At 36.1% G+C, this 16,412-nt stretch carries 11 protein-coding genes; 8 read left to right on the forward strand and 3 right to left on the reverse strand.

Translation table 11 applies throughout. From position 1 onward, the window contains the following. Positions 1 to 150: 150 nt before the first annotated feature. From B155_RS0101015 to B155_RS0101040, 6 genes are all read left to right on the forward strand, one after another. Positions 151 to 906: a ParA family protein gene (locus B155_RS0101015; RefSeq protein WP_018126367.1), complete on the forward strand. Its 756-nt coding sequence runs from the start codon at positions 151 to 153 to the stop codon at positions 904 to 906. Positions 907 to 909: 3 nt separating this feature from the next. After that, positions 910 to 1,188: a hypothetical protein gene (locus B155_RS0101020; RefSeq protein WP_018126368.1), complete on the forward strand. Its 279-nt coding sequence runs from the start codon at positions 910 to 912 to the stop codon at positions 1,186 to 1,188. A 50-nt stretch (positions 1,189 to 1,238) separates the two neighbouring features. Continuing rightward, positions 1,239 to 4,325 carry an exodeoxyribonuclease V subunit gamma gene (locus tag B155_RS0101025; RefSeq protein ID WP_018126369.1) on the forward strand — a complete coding sequence of 1,029 codons (3,087 nt, stop codon included), beginning with the start codon at positions 1,239 to 1,241 and terminating at the stop codon, positions 4,323 to 4,325. Further along, positions 4,322 to 7,828 (forward strand): exodeoxyribonuclease V subunit beta, encoded by a 3,507-nt coding sequence (gene recB, locus B155_RS0101030; RefSeq protein WP_018126370.1) that lies wholly within the window; start codon positions 4,322 to 4,324, stop codon positions 7,826 to 7,828. The genes B155_RS0101025 and recB overlap by 4 nt, the downstream gene beginning before the upstream one ends. Next, positions 7,825 to 9,501, forward strand: a complete 1,677-nt coding sequence (gene recD / locus B155_RS0101035) for an exodeoxyribonuclease V subunit alpha (protein WP_018126371.1) — start codon at positions 7,825 to 7,827, stop codon at positions 9,499 to 9,501. Before recB ends, recD begins: the two co-directional genes overlap by 4 nt. A 224-nt stretch (positions 9,502 to 9,725) precedes the next feature. Next, positions 9,726 to 11,024 carry a hypothetical protein gene (locus tag B155_RS0101040; protein WP_018126372.1) on the forward strand — a complete coding sequence of 433 codons (1,299 nt, stop codon included), beginning with the start codon at positions 9,726 to 9,728 and terminating at the stop codon, positions 11,022 to 11,024. Between the two features lie 76 nt (positions 11,025 to 11,100). Here B155_RS0101040 and B155_RS0101045 read toward each other — a convergent pair whose 3' ends face one another. Further along, a complete protein-coding gene (locus B155_RS0101045; protein WP_018126373.1) occupies positions 11,101 to 11,799 on the reverse strand; it encodes a BamJ family beta-barrel-assembly machinery protein in 699 nt (232 codons plus the stop codon). A gap of 127 nt (positions 11,800 to 11,926) precedes the next feature. On the opposite strand from B155_RS0101045, the gene B155_RS0101050 reads away from it, so the two are divergent. Together B155_RS0101050 and B155_RS0101055 are read left to right on the forward strand one after the other, a co-directional pair. Continuing rightward, positions 11,927 to 13,516 carry a DEAD/DEAH box helicase gene (locus B155_RS0101050; RefSeq protein WP_026167125.1) on the forward strand — a complete coding sequence of 530 codons (1,590 nt, stop codon included), beginning with the start codon at positions 11,927 to 11,929 and terminating at the stop codon, positions 13,514 to 13,516. Positions 13,517 to 13,569: 53 nt separating this feature from the next. Then, the gene (locus B155_RS0101055; protein ID WP_157464692.1) at positions 13,570 to 14,736 is read left to right on the forward strand and encodes an alkaline phosphatase; all 1,167 of its coding nucleotides are present in this window, start codon (positions 13,570 to 13,572) and stop codon (positions 14,734 to 14,736) included. On the opposite strand, the gene B155_RS12715 is transcribed toward B155_RS0101055, so the two are convergent. Both B155_RS12715 and B155_RS0101065 read right to left on the reverse strand, forming a co-directional pair. Further along, positions 14,723 to 15,949 carry a sialidase family protein gene (locus B155_RS12715; protein ID WP_157464693.1) on the reverse strand — a complete coding sequence of 409 codons (1,227 nt, stop codon included), beginning with the start codon at positions 15,947 to 15,949 and terminating at the stop codon, positions 14,723 to 14,725. The two genes, B155_RS0101055 and B155_RS12715, sit on opposite strands and share 14 nt — an antisense overlap. Continuing rightward, the gene (locus tag B155_RS0101065; RefSeq protein WP_169331251.1) at positions 15,921 to 16,322 is read right to left on the reverse strand and encodes a hypothetical protein; all 402 of its coding nucleotides are present in this window, start codon (positions 16,320 to 16,322) and stop codon (positions 15,921 to 15,923) included. The genes B155_RS12715 and B155_RS0101065 overlap by 29 nt, the downstream gene beginning before the upstream one ends. Positions 16,323 to 16,412: the final 90 nt, after the last annotated feature.

Consider the following 16,412-nt stretch of genomic DNA (forward strand, 5'->3'; position numbering starts at 1 on the left):
TTAAAAGCGCTTCCTTTTTTGTCGAAATTAATTAGATTAACACCGTTCACATAATTAGGGGTAACATGGGGCTTTGTAACAAAGCAAGCTATTATTTCTCTATTCACATACCATTAATTGCAACAATTGGCATAATACACGGCTTATAAAATGAGAACCATCGCTTTAACAAATCAGAAGGGCGGCGTAGGCAAAACTACTTCCACTATTAATATTGGAGCAGGTTTAGCAAAGCTTGGAAAAAAAGTTTTATTAATAGACTTGGACCCACAAGCTAATTTAACCTACTCACTTCGAATGCATTCGAATAGAATGGAAAAGAATATCTATCATGCATTAAAGGGACAAGTGAAATTACAAGAAGCGGTTATCAAGCATAATGGGTTCGATTTTATTCCATCCTCGCTTGAATTATCTGGGGCTGAGTTAGAATTAGCAAATGAACCAGCAAGAGAAAGCTTATTACGTAATACTTTAGAGACGCTTAAAGAAGGTGAATACGATTATGTATTGATTGATTGCCCGCCAAACTTAGGCCTATTAACTCTGAATGCATTCACGGCAGTAGAGGATATTTTTATCGTTTTGCAGTCAGAATATCTAGCACTTCATGGTTTATCGAAATTGCTAGATTTGATTAAAATTGTTCAGCAACGATTGAACGATAAACTCGCAGTAGGCGGAATCATCTGTACGCTTTACGATAATCGTAAAAACCTGAACAAGGAAGTTGTAGGGCATATCAAAGATTATTTTGGAGATAAAGTATTTAAGACCATTATTAGAGATAATGTAGCTTTAGCTGAAGCCCCAAGTCATCACAAAACAATTTTTGAATACGACGGCAACAGTAATGGTGCAAAAGATTACTTCGCTTTAGCAAAGGAAATTAAGAACGGCCATTAAACAATGACCAAAAAGAAAAGCATGGGGCATAATCCTTTAGCCTATAGCCTAAAGGGTGATGCTTCATTTGATTTTATTCGTAGTACTGAAAATCAGGAGTCTACACCTGATATGGAGAAAAATACGCCTCAAAAAAAAGTTGCCAGTTACTATCTCGAAGAAGATATCATTAATACAATTCGTGCTTTAGCTAAAGAAAAAAATGACTCATTCAGTCATATAGCTAATGATCTTCTCAAACATGCACTAGAGCAAAAAAACAAAGAATCTGAAGAGGAATAGTTCGGAAATAGCATACTTATTTTGTTATACTTCGGCCAGATAATTGGCCTATGTTTTACGATACTCGTTCACCTTCTTCCACACATTTATTAGATCATTTTTTAGACAGCTTTACTAAAGCTAATCCAAGTGATCCATTTCAAAAAAAATGGGTGATTGTTCAAAATAAAGATGTGGCAAGCTTTTTGAGTTTTCAAGAAAGCGATAAGATTAAAGTTAGTGCAAACAACGAGTACATCTTCCCCTCAGAGTTAATTTGGAAACTTTATCGTTTAAAAAACCCTGACGTTCCTCAAAAACTACCATTTGATTTAATCTCCCTTCAGTGGTCTATTTATCATGTACTGATACAAAAACCTGACTTACTTTTACAAGTAACGGGTAAAAGTGAATTAGAGGAATTAGTTCTGCTTCAACTTGCAGGACAAATCGCGGATGTATTTGATTTGTATCAAGTATATAGACCTGAAATGATTGATTCGTGGCAAAGAGGTAGCTACGAAGGACTGCCAGATCATTTACATTGGCAAGCAATTTTATGGAATGCAGTTCGAAAAAACATTCCACAAAATAACTCACTTCCTAAATCGCGAGCAGAGGCTTTTACCGAGTTAATCAATTGGATAAAAAACGATGAATTTCCATTCTTAACGTTGCCTACAAAAATTTGGATATACCGGTTGCCTCAGATGTCTAGGCCGTTTGTTCAGTTATTAAATGAACTATCACAACACATAGATATATATTATTACAATGATGTAAATGGGTCTGAAGGGGAAACTGATTTAAAAGCTTATCATGAGTTTTTAACAAAACCAGCTATCGATTCGGATCATTTAATTAGGGAGATCATTCAGACCAAAAAAGAAGAAGTGATTGAGGCTTCAAGCTCTTCTAACTCACTACTGAAAAGCATTCAGAGTATCTGCAACGGGAATAAAGCAGTGAGTAATTCTCTTGATAATAGTTTTACTATTCATTCATGTCATAGCATTAGAAGGGAAGTAGAGGTGCTTCGTGATAACATATTAAGAGAGCTAGAAAACAATTCAGAATTAGCGGCAGAAGATATATTAGTGCTAGTACCTAATCTGGCTGATTATGCCTCACTCATTGTACCAATTTTAGAAGGATCAGATCAGGAAGTCCCTTTACCCGTTTCATACATTCATCAAAATATATCTGAACAAGTTGAAGAAGCATTTATTCAGTTAATAGGCTTATTGAGTTCAAAGTTCAAAGCCAATGATTTCATCGATTTCCTAGATATGGAGATCATTCGAGCCAAGTGGAAACTCACAGATGAACATATCCAACAACTTCGAGAATGGGTGATTCAACTAAAAATTCGAAGAGGCTTTGATGGTGATGTTTTTAGTTGGAGAGAAGGAATTGATCGACTTTTATTAGGCTACTGTATGCTTGAGGATAGTTACCTCGAAGATTATGAGCTATCAGCCTTCAGTCCTGGGAATCAAAATGAAGCGGTACATTTGTTAGCTACCATTTCAGGTATTCTAGATCAGTTATCACAGTTCAGAGATAGAATAAGTGCTAAACAGGGACTTTCGGAGTGGTTGAATGTGTTCAAAGATTTAGCGCTTCAGCTATTAACTGTACCTGCAAAAGTCGATTTTAATTCTCAATCTTTATTGAAGAAACTAGAGGATTTAAAAGATTATACTAAACTTTCAATAGCTACTGATAAAGTCAACTACTTCACCGTAAGTACCTGGCTGAAAGGCGTTATAACGAGTGCTAAAGCCGCTTCTACGGCTTTTGGGAATGGAATAAAGATTGGTGAGTATGTTCCCAATAGAAGGAATCCCCATAAGTTTGTAGCGATATTAGGTTTAAATGAATCAGCTTTGCCACGGAAGATTGTTCGTCCAGATTTTGATTTATTACATCAAAAACCGAGAGTAGGAGACCGTATACAAATTGAAGAAGATAGGCATGTATTCTATGATCTAATCCAGAATGCAGAGCAAACACTATACTTAAGTTTTATTGGGCAAGACCTCTATTCAGAAAATAAAAAAGCACCATCCATTCTACTCGATCAGTTATTAGATATCACTCAGAATTATTCCATTGAAGTTCCTATTCATGAACATAGTTTACATGGGTTCTCTTCGCAATATTTTACAGGGGAAAATAAGAGTTTCAGTAAACTGAAAAAGAAGATCAGTGAACGTTTAGCAAACTCTGGAGACAGCTCACTTAGTTTTATTCAAGATTTTACCCCTTCAGTAGAACTAGTTGATGAAGTAAGTGTAGATGAGCTCATTCAATTCTACACACATCCATCCAAATATATGTGTGTTAATTTACTGGGACTAAATTTTTATGAGGAATTTGAAGTCATTGAAAACAGAGAACCATTTAATATAAATCATTTAGATAAATATAAGATAAGGTTTGAGTTAGTGGATGATATTTTAAATTCAAACCAGCATAAATTAACGATCACGGAGTTGCATAGTAGAGGAGTACTACCTAGTGGATTTCCAGGTGAGTTAGAATATGAAAGAGCTGTTCACATCCTCGATTTGTATAAAGATGTACTAGCAGAGTATCCAATAGATCAAGAGAAAGAATTAGATCTAACGTTAGATTTAAATGAGACAAAGCTGCTTGCTAAAATAAAGGAGATTTATCCTAATGCTCGCTTAGAGGTGCTTGTAAGTTCATTAAAGGGCAAACACCTAATGACAGCTTGGATTAAGCATTTAGTATTGAATACTCAGGATAATAGACCTACAGTAATTTACTATATCGAAAAAGATGAGTTAAAAAGTGTCCTTTTCGAAGCCGTTGATGATGCTTCTATATATTTGAATGAATTAGTTTCTAGATATAAAGAGGCCATTCAAAATCCAGATTCTTATTTTGTGCCAATAGAAACAGCTTATATATATTCAAAAACGTTGAATGAAAAGAATATTCAAGCAGCCATTAAAAAGGCAGAAACTCAATGGTTAGGGGATTCTTTTTCAGGGGTTTATAATGTTGAATCACAAGACCGTTACCACGCACTATTGGTAAGTGATCATCATTTTTATGCGAAGAGTGATTTTCATGCAATTGTGCAAAGTCTTTGGGAACCACTGCACAAACATTTGGTGACTAAATGATGAAAGCACTGCAGATTTTTGAGGCTCCACTACAAGGCTTGAGTTTAGTTGAAGCGGGTGCAGGTACAGGTAAAACCTATAACATCACATCTCTTTATATAAGAGCCATTGTTGAACATGAGCTATTACCAAAGCAAATTCTGGTGCTCACCTATACGGATGCGGCTACTATTGAACTAAAAAGTAGAATTAGAAAGAGAATAAAGGATAGTCTTGAATCACTCAAAAGTAATAAGGCTAAAGACGACGATCCATTTTTAGTTCAGCTATTAGAAAGAAAGCAACCAAATTGGATTGATTTATTAACTACAGCGCTTCAGGCATTTGATGAAGCCTCTATTTTTACCATACATGGTTTTTGCCAAAAGCTGCTCCGTGAAGAAAGTATCTCGTTTGGGGTGCAGCCTGATTTTGAGGTCTTAAAAGATCCACTTGAACTATATCAAGACGCTATAGATGATTACTGGAGAGAAGTTGTACAGCAGTATTCGTCTGATAGAAAGGGTAGGGCCTTATTGAATTTTCTGATTCAACAAAAACTATCTATGGATGAATTATCCCAGTTTGTGTTACCCATACTCAGTAAGCCCTATGCTATTATTGAACCACAGAACATTGAACAGAATAAAATTGATCAAGTAATAGAAAACCTGTTTGGCTTATACCATCAATTAAGAGCAGAGTGGCACAACGATAGAGCTCTATTACAGGATATTTTGAATAGTGGGGTGCTCAATGGAAATGTGTATAGGGAAAATGTTAGGACAACGGGTCTAAAGAAAATTAATAACTGGCTTGAAGGCGAAAACGAGATCTTTTGTCTTCCAGAAAAGTTAAACCTATTTACATCTAGTGTACTGTATGAGAGAGTAAAAAAAGGGAAGACGGTAGATCCTCCACCATTTTCTTTCATACTAGATGAGTTCATGCAACAGTACGAACAATTTCTTTCCTATAAAGAATGGTTCATTTTAAATGCACTTAACGAAATTAAAGTAAAGATTACGGCTTATAAAAAAGCGATTAACGTGCTTAGTTTTGATGACTTCCTTCAACTCGTAGATCTGAATTTAGATAAAAGGTTAAGTACAAAATTAGCTCAGAAATACCCAATTGCTCTGGTAGATGAGTTTCAAGATACAGATCCAATTCAGTATTCGATTTTTAAAAAAATATACATGAATAGTAAAAGTGCACTATTCATGATTGGTGATCCAAAGCAAGCCATTTACAGTTTTAGGGGTGCCGATTTATTTACCTACTTCGAAGCAACAAAGGAAGTGCCGGATGAACAGAAATATTCATTAAGTGCGAATTTCCGTTCAGATGAACACTTAATTAAAGGAGTGAATAAATTATTTAGTGTTCAAAAACATCCATTCATATTAGAAAACCCGGCATTTCGTAAAGCTAATTTTCCAGATAGTAAAACGTCATTAACTTTAAAAAAGGGCACCGAAACTCAGGCGTCTACTCAATTTATCGAAATTGATTACGATGAAGACCGAGACGGTAACAGCATTGGTGATACAAGGGGAAGAGTTAGTAATTATGTAGCTCATCAGATATCAGATTTGCTATCTGGTGATTATCAAATTGGAGATAGACCTGTTCAAGCAAGTGATATTGCTGTATTAGTAAAGAAGAATGCAGAAGCTGAGTTAGTTCATCAAAGCTTATACGATCTTGGCATCCCAAGTTTATTGAAATCCAAAGAATCTATTTATTCGAGCCAAGAAGCCATTGAGCTCAAAGATATTTTGAAAGCAATGCTCAACTCATCGAATGATGGGATTGTAAAAGTAGCACTTTCAACAGAATACATTGGATATAAGGCGAATCAAATTTCAAATCTGAATGATGATCCTGAGGCTTTAGGTGAATTAGTAAATTGGTTTAAAAGCGCTCGAGAAACGTGGAGTAAAAAAGGGATAATAGCGGCTTTAGAACTTCTGAATACTGAATTTCACATTGAAGAAAAACTATCAGTATTGAGCTTCGCTGAACGAAGACTTACCAATCATTATCATCTCCAAGAATTGCTCATAAATATTGAAAAACAGCACAAATCATCGCCATCTAATCTCTTTAGAATTTATTTGAATAAGTTGAATAATGTAGGGGAAATCACGGATGATGAACTATTACGCTTAGAAAGTGATGATGATTTAGTGACTATTACAACCATGCATTCTAGTAAAGGGCTCGAATACCCTATTGTAGTATTGCCGTTTTTGTGGGATGACATGTTGTACTCTTCCAACAAAAATAAAGTGTCTCAATATCACAATGATGAAGATGATTTGGTCATCAATATTGGCTCTGTTAGTGAAGATGCTAAAGAACAACAAAAACTAGAAAGCATAGCCGATGCAATGCGGTTGGCATATGTAGCCCTTACAAGAGCAGAGGTGGTTAATATTATTCCTCTGTTGGATATGAACATGTATAAATCCACCATAGCTACGTTGTTATTTGGTGCAGAAGCTTATTCATCATCCAAAAAAGACCCTGCATTTAACTATGAAGCTTGTCTGTCGAAACTTAATGAACTTAAAGACCTTGCTACATTAGTTATTAAAAAAGAAGAAGAGTTGGTTTTAAAAGAGCATGTTCAAAAAACTTCTTACTCAACCTCAGATTTAAGCACTGAAAGCTTTACTCGAAATGACTTAGATAGACTAACCAAAGTTGTCAGCTTCTCATCACTGTCTCAACATTCGAAAACGGATTCAGACGGTTTTGATTTCGACTTTGATGAACGAGTATCGATTCATGAAACCCAGGAGGATCAACAAATTGATCGTTTTTCCTTCCCGCGTGGGGCTGATGCAGGAAATCTATTACATGACATTTTTGAGTATATAAACTTTGATGATTCATCAACCAACATTAATCAGGTTATAAAAGAGAAAATGGGGGAATGGGGCTTTGCCAATAAATGGGAGTCCATGTTACAAGAATGGGTAAGTGAAGTTCTAACTACGTCTCTGAATGATGAATTACAGCTGTCCAATCTATCTAAGGAAGATGTATTAAAGGAAATGGAATTTCATTTCACAATAAATGAATTAGATCCAGCTGAATTGGCGACTACAATACGCGAACAAAATCAGTTGCCCCTTCATACTCAGAGTGTAATTCGTGGTTATATGAAAGGCTTTATCGACCTAATATTTAGGCATAATGGGAGATATTATATTCTCGATTATAAAAGTAATCACTTAGGCGATACTTATGATGATTATAAACCTGAACATCTTAAAACAGCGATGGAACATGCAGATTATGATATTCAGTACCATATATATGTGTTGGCACTAAAGAAATATTTGGAGGCCAGAGACCCAAATTTCGATTATAAAAGAGACTTTGGGGGCGTGTATTATTTGTTCTTGAGAGGTATGCATCCAGACAAACGATTAAATGGTATTTATTTTGATGTTCCGAATGCGTCTAAGATTCAACGGTTAGATGAAATATGTAACCGGGTTCATCAATGAAAAAACTAATTCCACATTTACTTCAACTTAAAAACGACGAACATCTCACCTCGTTTGAGATTGAGATGGCTAAGTTTTTCAAACGAAGAGACTCCACCATTACTGAGAATGGACTTAAAGCAATAGTATTGGCCATTCATGATGAAATAAATGGAAATATATGTGTGGACCTTTCAGAACTAGAACAACACTCTTTATACAAACACCTAGATTTTCAATTTGATAGTATAGAAGCACTCACTCAGGAATTAGAAGGCATTCAATCTATTGGGGGTGTAGGTGAGCAAACACCATTTATTCTTGAGGGAAACCGGTTATATATTCAAAAATATTGGTGCTACGAAGTTGAGTTGGTTGAATGGTTACTCAATAAAATGAAGGATATTCCAAAGGAGCAGCCTGTTCCAATTAAAGTAGGTGAGGAGTTGGATTTCCAAAAGGTAGCCATCGCTTTAAGTCTTTCAACGAACTTATTGATTATTTCGGGTGGACCAGGTACGGGGAAAACGTATACAGTTAAGAACATACTCAAACAACTACTTCATATCGATAATGACATGAAGATTGCCCTAACTGCTCCAACAGGTAAGGCAGCCGAAAGATTGTCTGAATCTATCGAGGAATTAAGTGATGATATTGAATCGATGACAGTGCATCGATTACTAGGAGCTAATAGGAAAGGAGAATTTAGATTTAATGAAGATCACCAATTACCCTATGATGTAATTGTAGTTGATGAAGCCTCCATGCTAGATCTAAAAATGTGGATACACTTAGTCCGTGCAATAAAAAAAGGCACGAAACTCATTGTATTGGGAGATAAGGATCAACTCTCTTCTGTAGAAGCAGGCTCCATATTAGGGGATATATGTTATAAAGCAGATACGGGTTTTTCACAAACAATCTTAAATAATGAATTGTCGTCATTCGTCAATCTGCCTAAGAGTGATACCAATAACTTATTGAACGACCATATTGTTCTACTAACAAAGTATTATAGAGCCAGTGAGCACTCAGGGATTAATGAATTAGCCACAGCCATTAATAATCAACGTCTAAGCGAAGTTAGGCCCTTGATGAGTACTTTGCCCTCAATTGAACATCAAGAGCCTTCAAAAGGTAAAATAGAGTCACTTCTTGCGAACTATGTGGATGAGATAATTCGTGGTGATATGAATGCTCAAATATTATGCTCCAATAGAAGTGGAAGGCTAGGGGTAGATGCTATCAATGATTGGATAGAAAAAAGTATGAAGCAAAGGTATGGATTACCGGTACATCGTGAATGGTATAAAGGGCGTAGGATCATAATTACCAGAAATGACACAAGTATTGGTGTAAGAAACGGTGAAGTAGGCACGTGCTTTGTTCATCAATCGGGAGAGTATTATTTGAGATTTGGGCCAGATAAAGAAATACCAATAACAAGGTTAAAGGATTACAAGCCAGCTTATGCTATCACCATCCACAAGAGTCAAGGTTCTGAATACAACTCGGTAATTATCATGTTATCAGACTATATAAATCCTGTATTAACAAAAGAACTTTTATATACAGGTGTAACAAGAGCCCGGCAAAATCTTCTTGTTATTAGTTCAAACGAGGTTTTAGACTATTGTATTGAAAACTCAATTAAACGTAGTAGCGGATTACGCGAGAAGTTGTTGTCATAAATCGTGTTTTCATACAAGTATGATTAACCTTGAATGTACCCCGAAAAAGCCAACGTATTTATAGGAAATTGGAGGATATCCAGTTTCCTATTTGTTTATATGCCCCCTATATAAGGTGATTAATACGTATATGGACTAGAAAGTGGATTTCTTAAGAAAATTCGGAACAACAGAGGAGATGTTTGGTTAAAAAAAGTGAATTAACAATAACCAAATAATCAATTATGTTGACTAATAAATTACTAAAACTTCCAATTCTGGCACTCGCTATTGCTACTTTAGGGCTTGCATGCTCTGACTCTAACAATAGCGGCGGCTCGGCTACGGTAAACGGTAAAGTTGAAGAAAGTCAAGCAAAACAAAAATCAGCAGACCTCGAAGGAACAGTTGTAACACTAGCTACTGTTGAATCTAACGGTTCAATTAATAAGATTAGTGATATTGAGACAACGACGAATGCGTCTGGTGAATTTAATCTTTCTTTTGATGCTAACACTGCACAACACTATGTAGTTGTAGCTCAAAATGGTAGCTCTGAAACAATGGGCTTTGTATCTGCATCGCTTGAAAACGGTGATAATGTAACCATTAAGCCAATCGACTTTGAGTCTACTGCAGAGTCTAACGTATATGCTGAACTTGTAGCTAATGGTAGTGCTGATATCGTAACTAAGAATGATATCGAAGCTATGATTACATCAAGAGTAGCATCTGAAATTAATAATAGTACAAGTGCTGCTGCTAAATTTGCAACTGCACTTAAAAGTTCTGCAGAAGCAAGAGCTGAATTCTTCCGTAGTGAAGTAGAAGGAAACGCTGAAGAAAAACTTGAAGCATCATTGCAAATTCTTGCTGACGCTCAAGCACGTTTAGAAGCGGATCTTAACTCTGCATCAACTGCTGAACAAGAAGCTGCTGCATACGAATTATTCGTAGAAACTTCTGCAAATGCATATGCTAATGCGGATGTTGAAGCAAATAAAGCTGCTCAAGCTATCGAATTATGGGGTAGACTTGCAGTAAACAATGTAAGCTCTGTATCTACTGAAGCTGAAAACTCTGTAAGAGAACAAACTTCAATGATGGCTGCAATCGCAATTGATGCTGCCGTAAGAGCTGAAGCTGAAGCTTCTGAAATGAGTAGTGAATCTAAGCAAGCAATTGCTGACGCTGGTGCGACACTAAAAGCAAATATTAGAACTGCTGCTGGTGTTAAAGCTGATGTAGAAGCTGCTTTTGAGAGCTATAAAGAAGAAGTTAACACAACAATGCAAAACGACGCGAACGTAAGTTCTGAATTTGTAGTGAGTGTTGATACTGAAATTAATGCAACCACTGGTGCGAAAACTATCTTTGATAGCGCAGTAGCATCTGCAGTAACAGCTGACGTAGCACTTGATGTATATACAACTTTCTTTAGTAGTGTAGAATCAAGCGCACAGAATAATGATACCCAAACGATGAGTGATGCAACTCTAAGTGCGGTAACTAAGATTATTATTCTAACTAGCCTACAGTCGTAAGCAATAGAATAAATTACACAAAAAAAGCCCTATTCATCGAATAGGGCTTTTTTTTATATCAATAAGTTATTGAATTTTATTTCACTGAAATAAGCTCAACTTTAAAGATTAAGGTATGGTTTGGTTTAATTACACCACCTGGACGTGGATTTTCGCCATACGCTAAATCAGAAGGGATGTAGAACATGTAAGTTGCACCTTCTTTCATTAATTGAACGCCTTCAGTCCATCCTGGAATAACTCGGTTCAACGGAAATTCAATTGGCTCACCTCGGTCGTATGAACTATCAAACTTAGTACCATCAATTAAAGTACCTTCATAATGTACTTCAACAGTGTCTTCAGCTTTAGGAGATTTACCCGTGCCTTCCTCAACAACTTTATATTGAAGACCCGATTCTGTTTCAACAACACCTTCTTTAGTTTTGTTTTCAGCTAAAAATGCTTGGCCTTCTTCTAAGTTTTTTGTCTTGATAGCTTCTGTAAGTTGAATACGAAAATCATTGATAAGACTATTTCTTGTCATTTCATCAATGCTTTCATTGCCTTCCATACCGTTCATAAAACCTGCTATGTATGCATCATAATTAAAATCAGTTGCACCTTCAGCTGCTAAGAAGTCTCCATTTTGAAACCCTAAAACAAAACTTATACTATCTTGTTTAGTCTCAAGATCAACATTAGCTGAGCTAGTTTTATTAGCTGAATCATTACATCCTGTAATCACAAATACAGCTAAAAAGATGGAAAGAATGGTTGATGTGTTAAATCTCATAATTGTTTTTTGTTATTGTTTAAAATTCGAATACTTAAAAGTAGTGTAAATAAGTGCCAAAGTGGAATATAAATTCTGCAGTTTCTATGTATATTATACTTTTTGGAACATTTAAGTTATTAGCACTTTGACATTTAAAGACTTTAAGCTCCAGGAATCTTTGATGATGGGTTTGAACGATGTTGGATATACAAGTCCAACGCCCATTCAAGAACAAAGCATTCCTCATGCCTTAGAAGGCAAAGACGTATTAGGAGCGGCACAAACTGGTACTGGAAAGACAGGGGCATTTGTAATCCCCATTATTGAATTAATTCTACGCAGCCCAAGCACGGGTACAAAAGCACTTATATTATCACCTACTCGCGAGCTCGCTCAGCAAATAGATGAGCAGATTTTTGCTCTCGGATATCACTCTGGGATTAGCTCAGCAACAATCATCGGCGGAGAAGATTTCTCGCGCCAAGCCGATGCTATAAGAGCAGGCGTAGATATTATTGTAGCAACGCCCGGTAGGCTCATTGATCAAATGAAAGTATTAGACGTTGATTTCTCTAACATCAAATTTTTGGTATTAGATGAAGCCGATCGAATGCTTGATATGGGTTTTTTACCGGATGTAAATCATATCATAGACACTTTACCTAAGGATCGGCATACGATGTTATTCTCGGCTACTATGCCTAAAGAATTACAGAAGCTCATGAAGAGTGTAATGAATGATCCCATTAAAGTAGAAATCGAAGTTTCTACTACTTCAAAGCAAGTGGATCAACGTGCATACTTTGCACCGCCTCGTAAGAAACTTGGTCTTGTACAGCACATATTAGACGATTTAGATTGGCAAAGCTGTATTATTTTTAGTGCTACTAAAAAGGGTACTAATGAATTAGAGCGCCTATTAAAAGGTAAGGGCATTAATGCTGGAAGTATTCACGGTGATCGATCTCAGGAAGAAAGAACCGCTTCTTTAAGAGCATTTAAAAATGGCACGGTTCCTGTTATTGTAGCTACGGATGTATTGGCACGTGGAATCGATATCGATAACGTGTCTCTAATCATCAACTATGATGTACCCAAAGCAGTTGAAGATTACATACATCGTATTGGTAGAACCGGTAGATATGACAAAGAAGGCATCGCCATTACCTTTGTTAGTAAAGCCGATGAAAAATTCTTTACTCCAATAAAGAAGAAAGTAGGTGATGATTTAAAGATAATTGATTTACCAGATGAGAATGATTCATCTCAAAAATCAAAATCTGAACCTTCTTCTGAAAAGTCGAATTCAGAGAAAAAGTCTTCTGTAACAGTAGTTACCAAAGAAGCAGCTAAAAAGAAGGCAGATGCTCGCCTTAAGCCAGGACTCATCAAAAAAGAAACTGTAGAAATTGAAGTTTCTAAAGATGGGAAAATTCGCATAGCCATTAATGGCGAAGGGTTTAAAACTCCGGAATCTAAACCAGAAGAACCGAAGAAAGAACCGAAGGCAAAAAAGGAAGCTCCCAAACCGGTTAAACCTAAAGCAAAGTCTAATAAGTCTAAATCAAAGCCTAAAGAGACTAAAGAGTCTAAAAAGGGTTCTAAACCTAAAATGAACTTTGATCAAATTGAACGTATTGAACGAGCTACGGAAAGAACTAAGAAAGTTCGCAAGCCATCAAAAGGGTTATGGGGTCTTATTAAAAGTATGATTCCTAAATTTGGTAATAAGTAGTTCACAATTTGCTTATAAACAGACTATATCTTTTTTCTTAAAAAATGAACACCATGAAACGATTACTAAGTCTTATAATTATTGCAGTTGTAGCTGCTAACTGTCAACCAAAATCACAAGTAGAAGTACCTATTTCTAAAGGCACTAATACTGAAATGTTACCTTTGGTGGCAGATAAGCCAATTAAAAACGTCATACTATTAATAGCTGATGGAACTGGGTTAGGACAAATATCTACAGGTCAACTAAATTTGGTTGGTGCTGATGATTACCTAGCTCTACAAACAATGCCTATTACTGGTATAGTAAAAACCCATTCATCCAGTTCATTAATTACCGATTCTGCAGCAGGTGCTACGGCCTATTCATGCGGACAAAAAACAGATAATGGTATGATTGGTTACCTACCTGATGGCACTCATTGTAAAACATTACTAGAGTTAGCTATCGACAAGGGGATGAAAACTGGTTTAGTTGCTACCTCTACTATTACTCATGCAACGCCGGCAAGTTTTGCAGCTCACGTAGAATCTAGGCGTGATGAAGATGTGATAGCTGAACACTTCCTAGAATCTAATACGGATGTATTTTTAGGTGGTGGTCGTTCGTTTTTCATTCCACAAACGGAAGAAGGCAGTAGAAGGAGTGATGATTTCAATCTTGTAGAGAAATTTGAAGAAAAAGGTTATAGCTATCTCCAAACAGCTGAAGAACTCAAAGCTACCAATGGTGATAAGCTTTTAGGTTTATTTGCCGATGGTGGACTAGATTCTGAAAATAGAACTCCAACTCTAGCTGAAATGACAGATAAAGCCATTTCTACTTTGAACAACAATGAAAATGGTTTCTTCCTAATGATAGAAGGGAGCCAAATTGATTGGGGTGGTCATGGAAATGATTCTGAGTATGTAATCCGTGAAGTTAAGGATTTTGATGATGCCGTTAAACGTGTACTAGAATTCGCCCAAAAAGACGGTGAAACACTAGTAGTATTAACTGCCGATCATGAGACCGGTGGACTTACCATGATGACAGATTCAGAAGACCCACATACTTTACAAGTAAATTGGGTTACCGATTATCATACTGGTGTTCCAATTCCATTAATGGCTTATGGTCCACACGCGATTAAATTCACTGGATGGCAAGACAATACCGATGTAGGTATTAAAATAGCAGAGTTAATGAACTTCGGTGAATTTCCAATTAATCTAGAATAAGCGTCTTAATGGTAGTTTGCCCTTCCTCATTTATATGAGTGTAAGTTGCGATTAAATTACCATTCGACTGGGTAATACGAGGAAATCCACTTTTTCTACTAGAAGACATTTCCGCTATATCGTATTCGTTTAGTAAAGTCCCATCTTTTTTATAATGCTTACCAATGAAGGTCGCCTTAGTGCGATCTTCTTTTCTTTCAACCCAAGTAACAAAAAAACTGTTATCGTCGAAGACCTCGAGATCTACACGTCCTAAAGGGTTTCCTTTATCAACGATTATGGGTGCAGAAAAAGAATCTCCTAAATCCTCCGAGATAGCTACTTTAACTCTTGATTCATTGTTAGCAGCAGTAAACCAGCTAACAGCAACGATCTCTTCATTAGCTTTTATCATAGGTCCATTAACAGGACAAGCGGCTATTTTCCAGTTGTCGTTATGAACAGCTTTAGACTCTGTCCAATTACCATCAACAAATTTTGAAACATAAATGTCTCGAATCTCATCTTGAGTTCTGTTTCGAAATGCTGAAATAAAACTACCGTCTGGAAGTACTGTTGTGCTAGTACCACAACAATCGCATACACTTGCATCAATTTCGTGTTCTTCAATAACTTCTAAATTGTTGTTTAGAACGGCTGATCTAATCGTCATTGCATGATCAAGTTTATTATCAGCTTGCATACCATGACCTGCACCATCAGTGTTTCTACCATCAAGCCAAACAGCAAGAAATGTAGAGTCGCTTAAGGATTCCATACTCACAAAACCATGTTCCGTTTTTGTACCATCCGAGTGTGGTGCTTTAGCATTGGTCCAACCCGCTTGTGGAGTTGCAATATTTACATCGTAAGCATAGGTGCTTTGTCCACTTTTATTTAACCAGTGTGCTGCTTGGATTTCACCATTTCGAGCAATTACTGAAGGAAAGTCTGCCCAATTCACAAACCAATTATCTGAAGATGAAATTAAAGTAGGGCTCGACCATCTGTTACTATCAAGTTTTGAATAGTACAATGAAGCTACTTTGTCATTTGTTTCAACCCAACTTAAAAATACATTTCCATCTTCATCAGACATTATGTTTGAGAGTGCGGCTTCGTTTTGTGAAGGAGCCTGAATAGCAGTTATTTCAAATGTATTATTAGTAGTTGAGGAACATGATATAATGAATGAAATCAATAAACTAATCGACAGTATTGGTAGAAATCTCATTTAGTTGGTAGGTGTATTTAGCTGTGAAAATTGCGAGTATAGAAGTAATGGGAAAAGTAATTAAATACCAAGCAGGGAGTACACTAAATGAGGCTAAGGTTTCAAATGCGATCCATAAAATCTGTATTACTAGTAGGATAGTAAAAACCTTTTGAGTCTTATTTTTAGCAAAACTAAAAGCTAACATAGATCCTAGCCATGAACCCACAAAGGAAACAACAAAAATAACAATTACCCAACTAGTTGAAGGTAATCCAATGGTTCCGAAAAATGAGAGTTCAGTTTTGTGAAAGAAAGTGATTATGATTCTGGAAAATCCTTCAACAAATAAGCCAAAACAAAATCCAAATAATGATATTAGTAGGGTTTTCAAATCATCCATAGTTAATTAAAAAAGCCATAGAATATAAGAGATATTATTTCTTCGTCTTTGTAGTTTTTAATTAAATATTTGAATGTGCAT

The organism is Balneola vulgaris DSM 17893, from assembly GCF_000375465.1.
Taxonomy (GTDB): Bacteria; Bacteroidota; Rhodothermia; order Balneolales; family Balneolaceae; genus Balneola; species Balneola vulgaris.

Coding starts and splice junctions, on each gene's coding strand:
- B155_RS0101015 (WP_018126367.1), top strand. CDS start 151: ATGAGAACCATCGCTTTAACAAATCAGAAGGGCGGCGTAGGCAAAACT.
- B155_RS0101020 (WP_018126368.1), top strand. CDS start 910: ATGACCAAAAAGAAAAGCATGGGGCATAATCCTTTAGCCTATAGCCTA.
- B155_RS0101025 (WP_018126369.1), top strand. CDS start 1,239: ATGTTTTACGATACTCGTTCACCTTCTTCCACACATTTATTAGATCAT.
- recB (WP_018126370.1), top strand. CDS start 4,322: ATGATGAAAGCACTGCAGATTTTTGAGGCTCCACTACAAGGCTTGAGT.
- recD (WP_018126371.1), top strand. CDS start 7,825: ATGAAAAAACTAATTCCACATTTACTTCAACTTAAAAACGACGAACAT.
- B155_RS0101040 (WP_018126372.1), top strand. CDS start 9,726: ATGTTGACTAATAAATTACTAAAACTTCCAATTCTGGCACTCGCTATT.
- B155_RS0101045 (WP_018126373.1), bottom strand. CDS start 11,799: ATGAGATTTAACACATCAACCATTCTTTCCATCTTTTTAGCTGTATTT.
- B155_RS0101055 (WP_157464692.1), top strand. CDS start 13,570: ATGAAACGATTACTAAGTCTTATAATTATTGCAGTTGTAGCTGCTAAC.
- B155_RS12715 (WP_157464693.1), bottom strand. CDS start 15,949: ATGAGATTTCTACCAATACTGTCGATTAGTTTATTGATTTCATTCATT.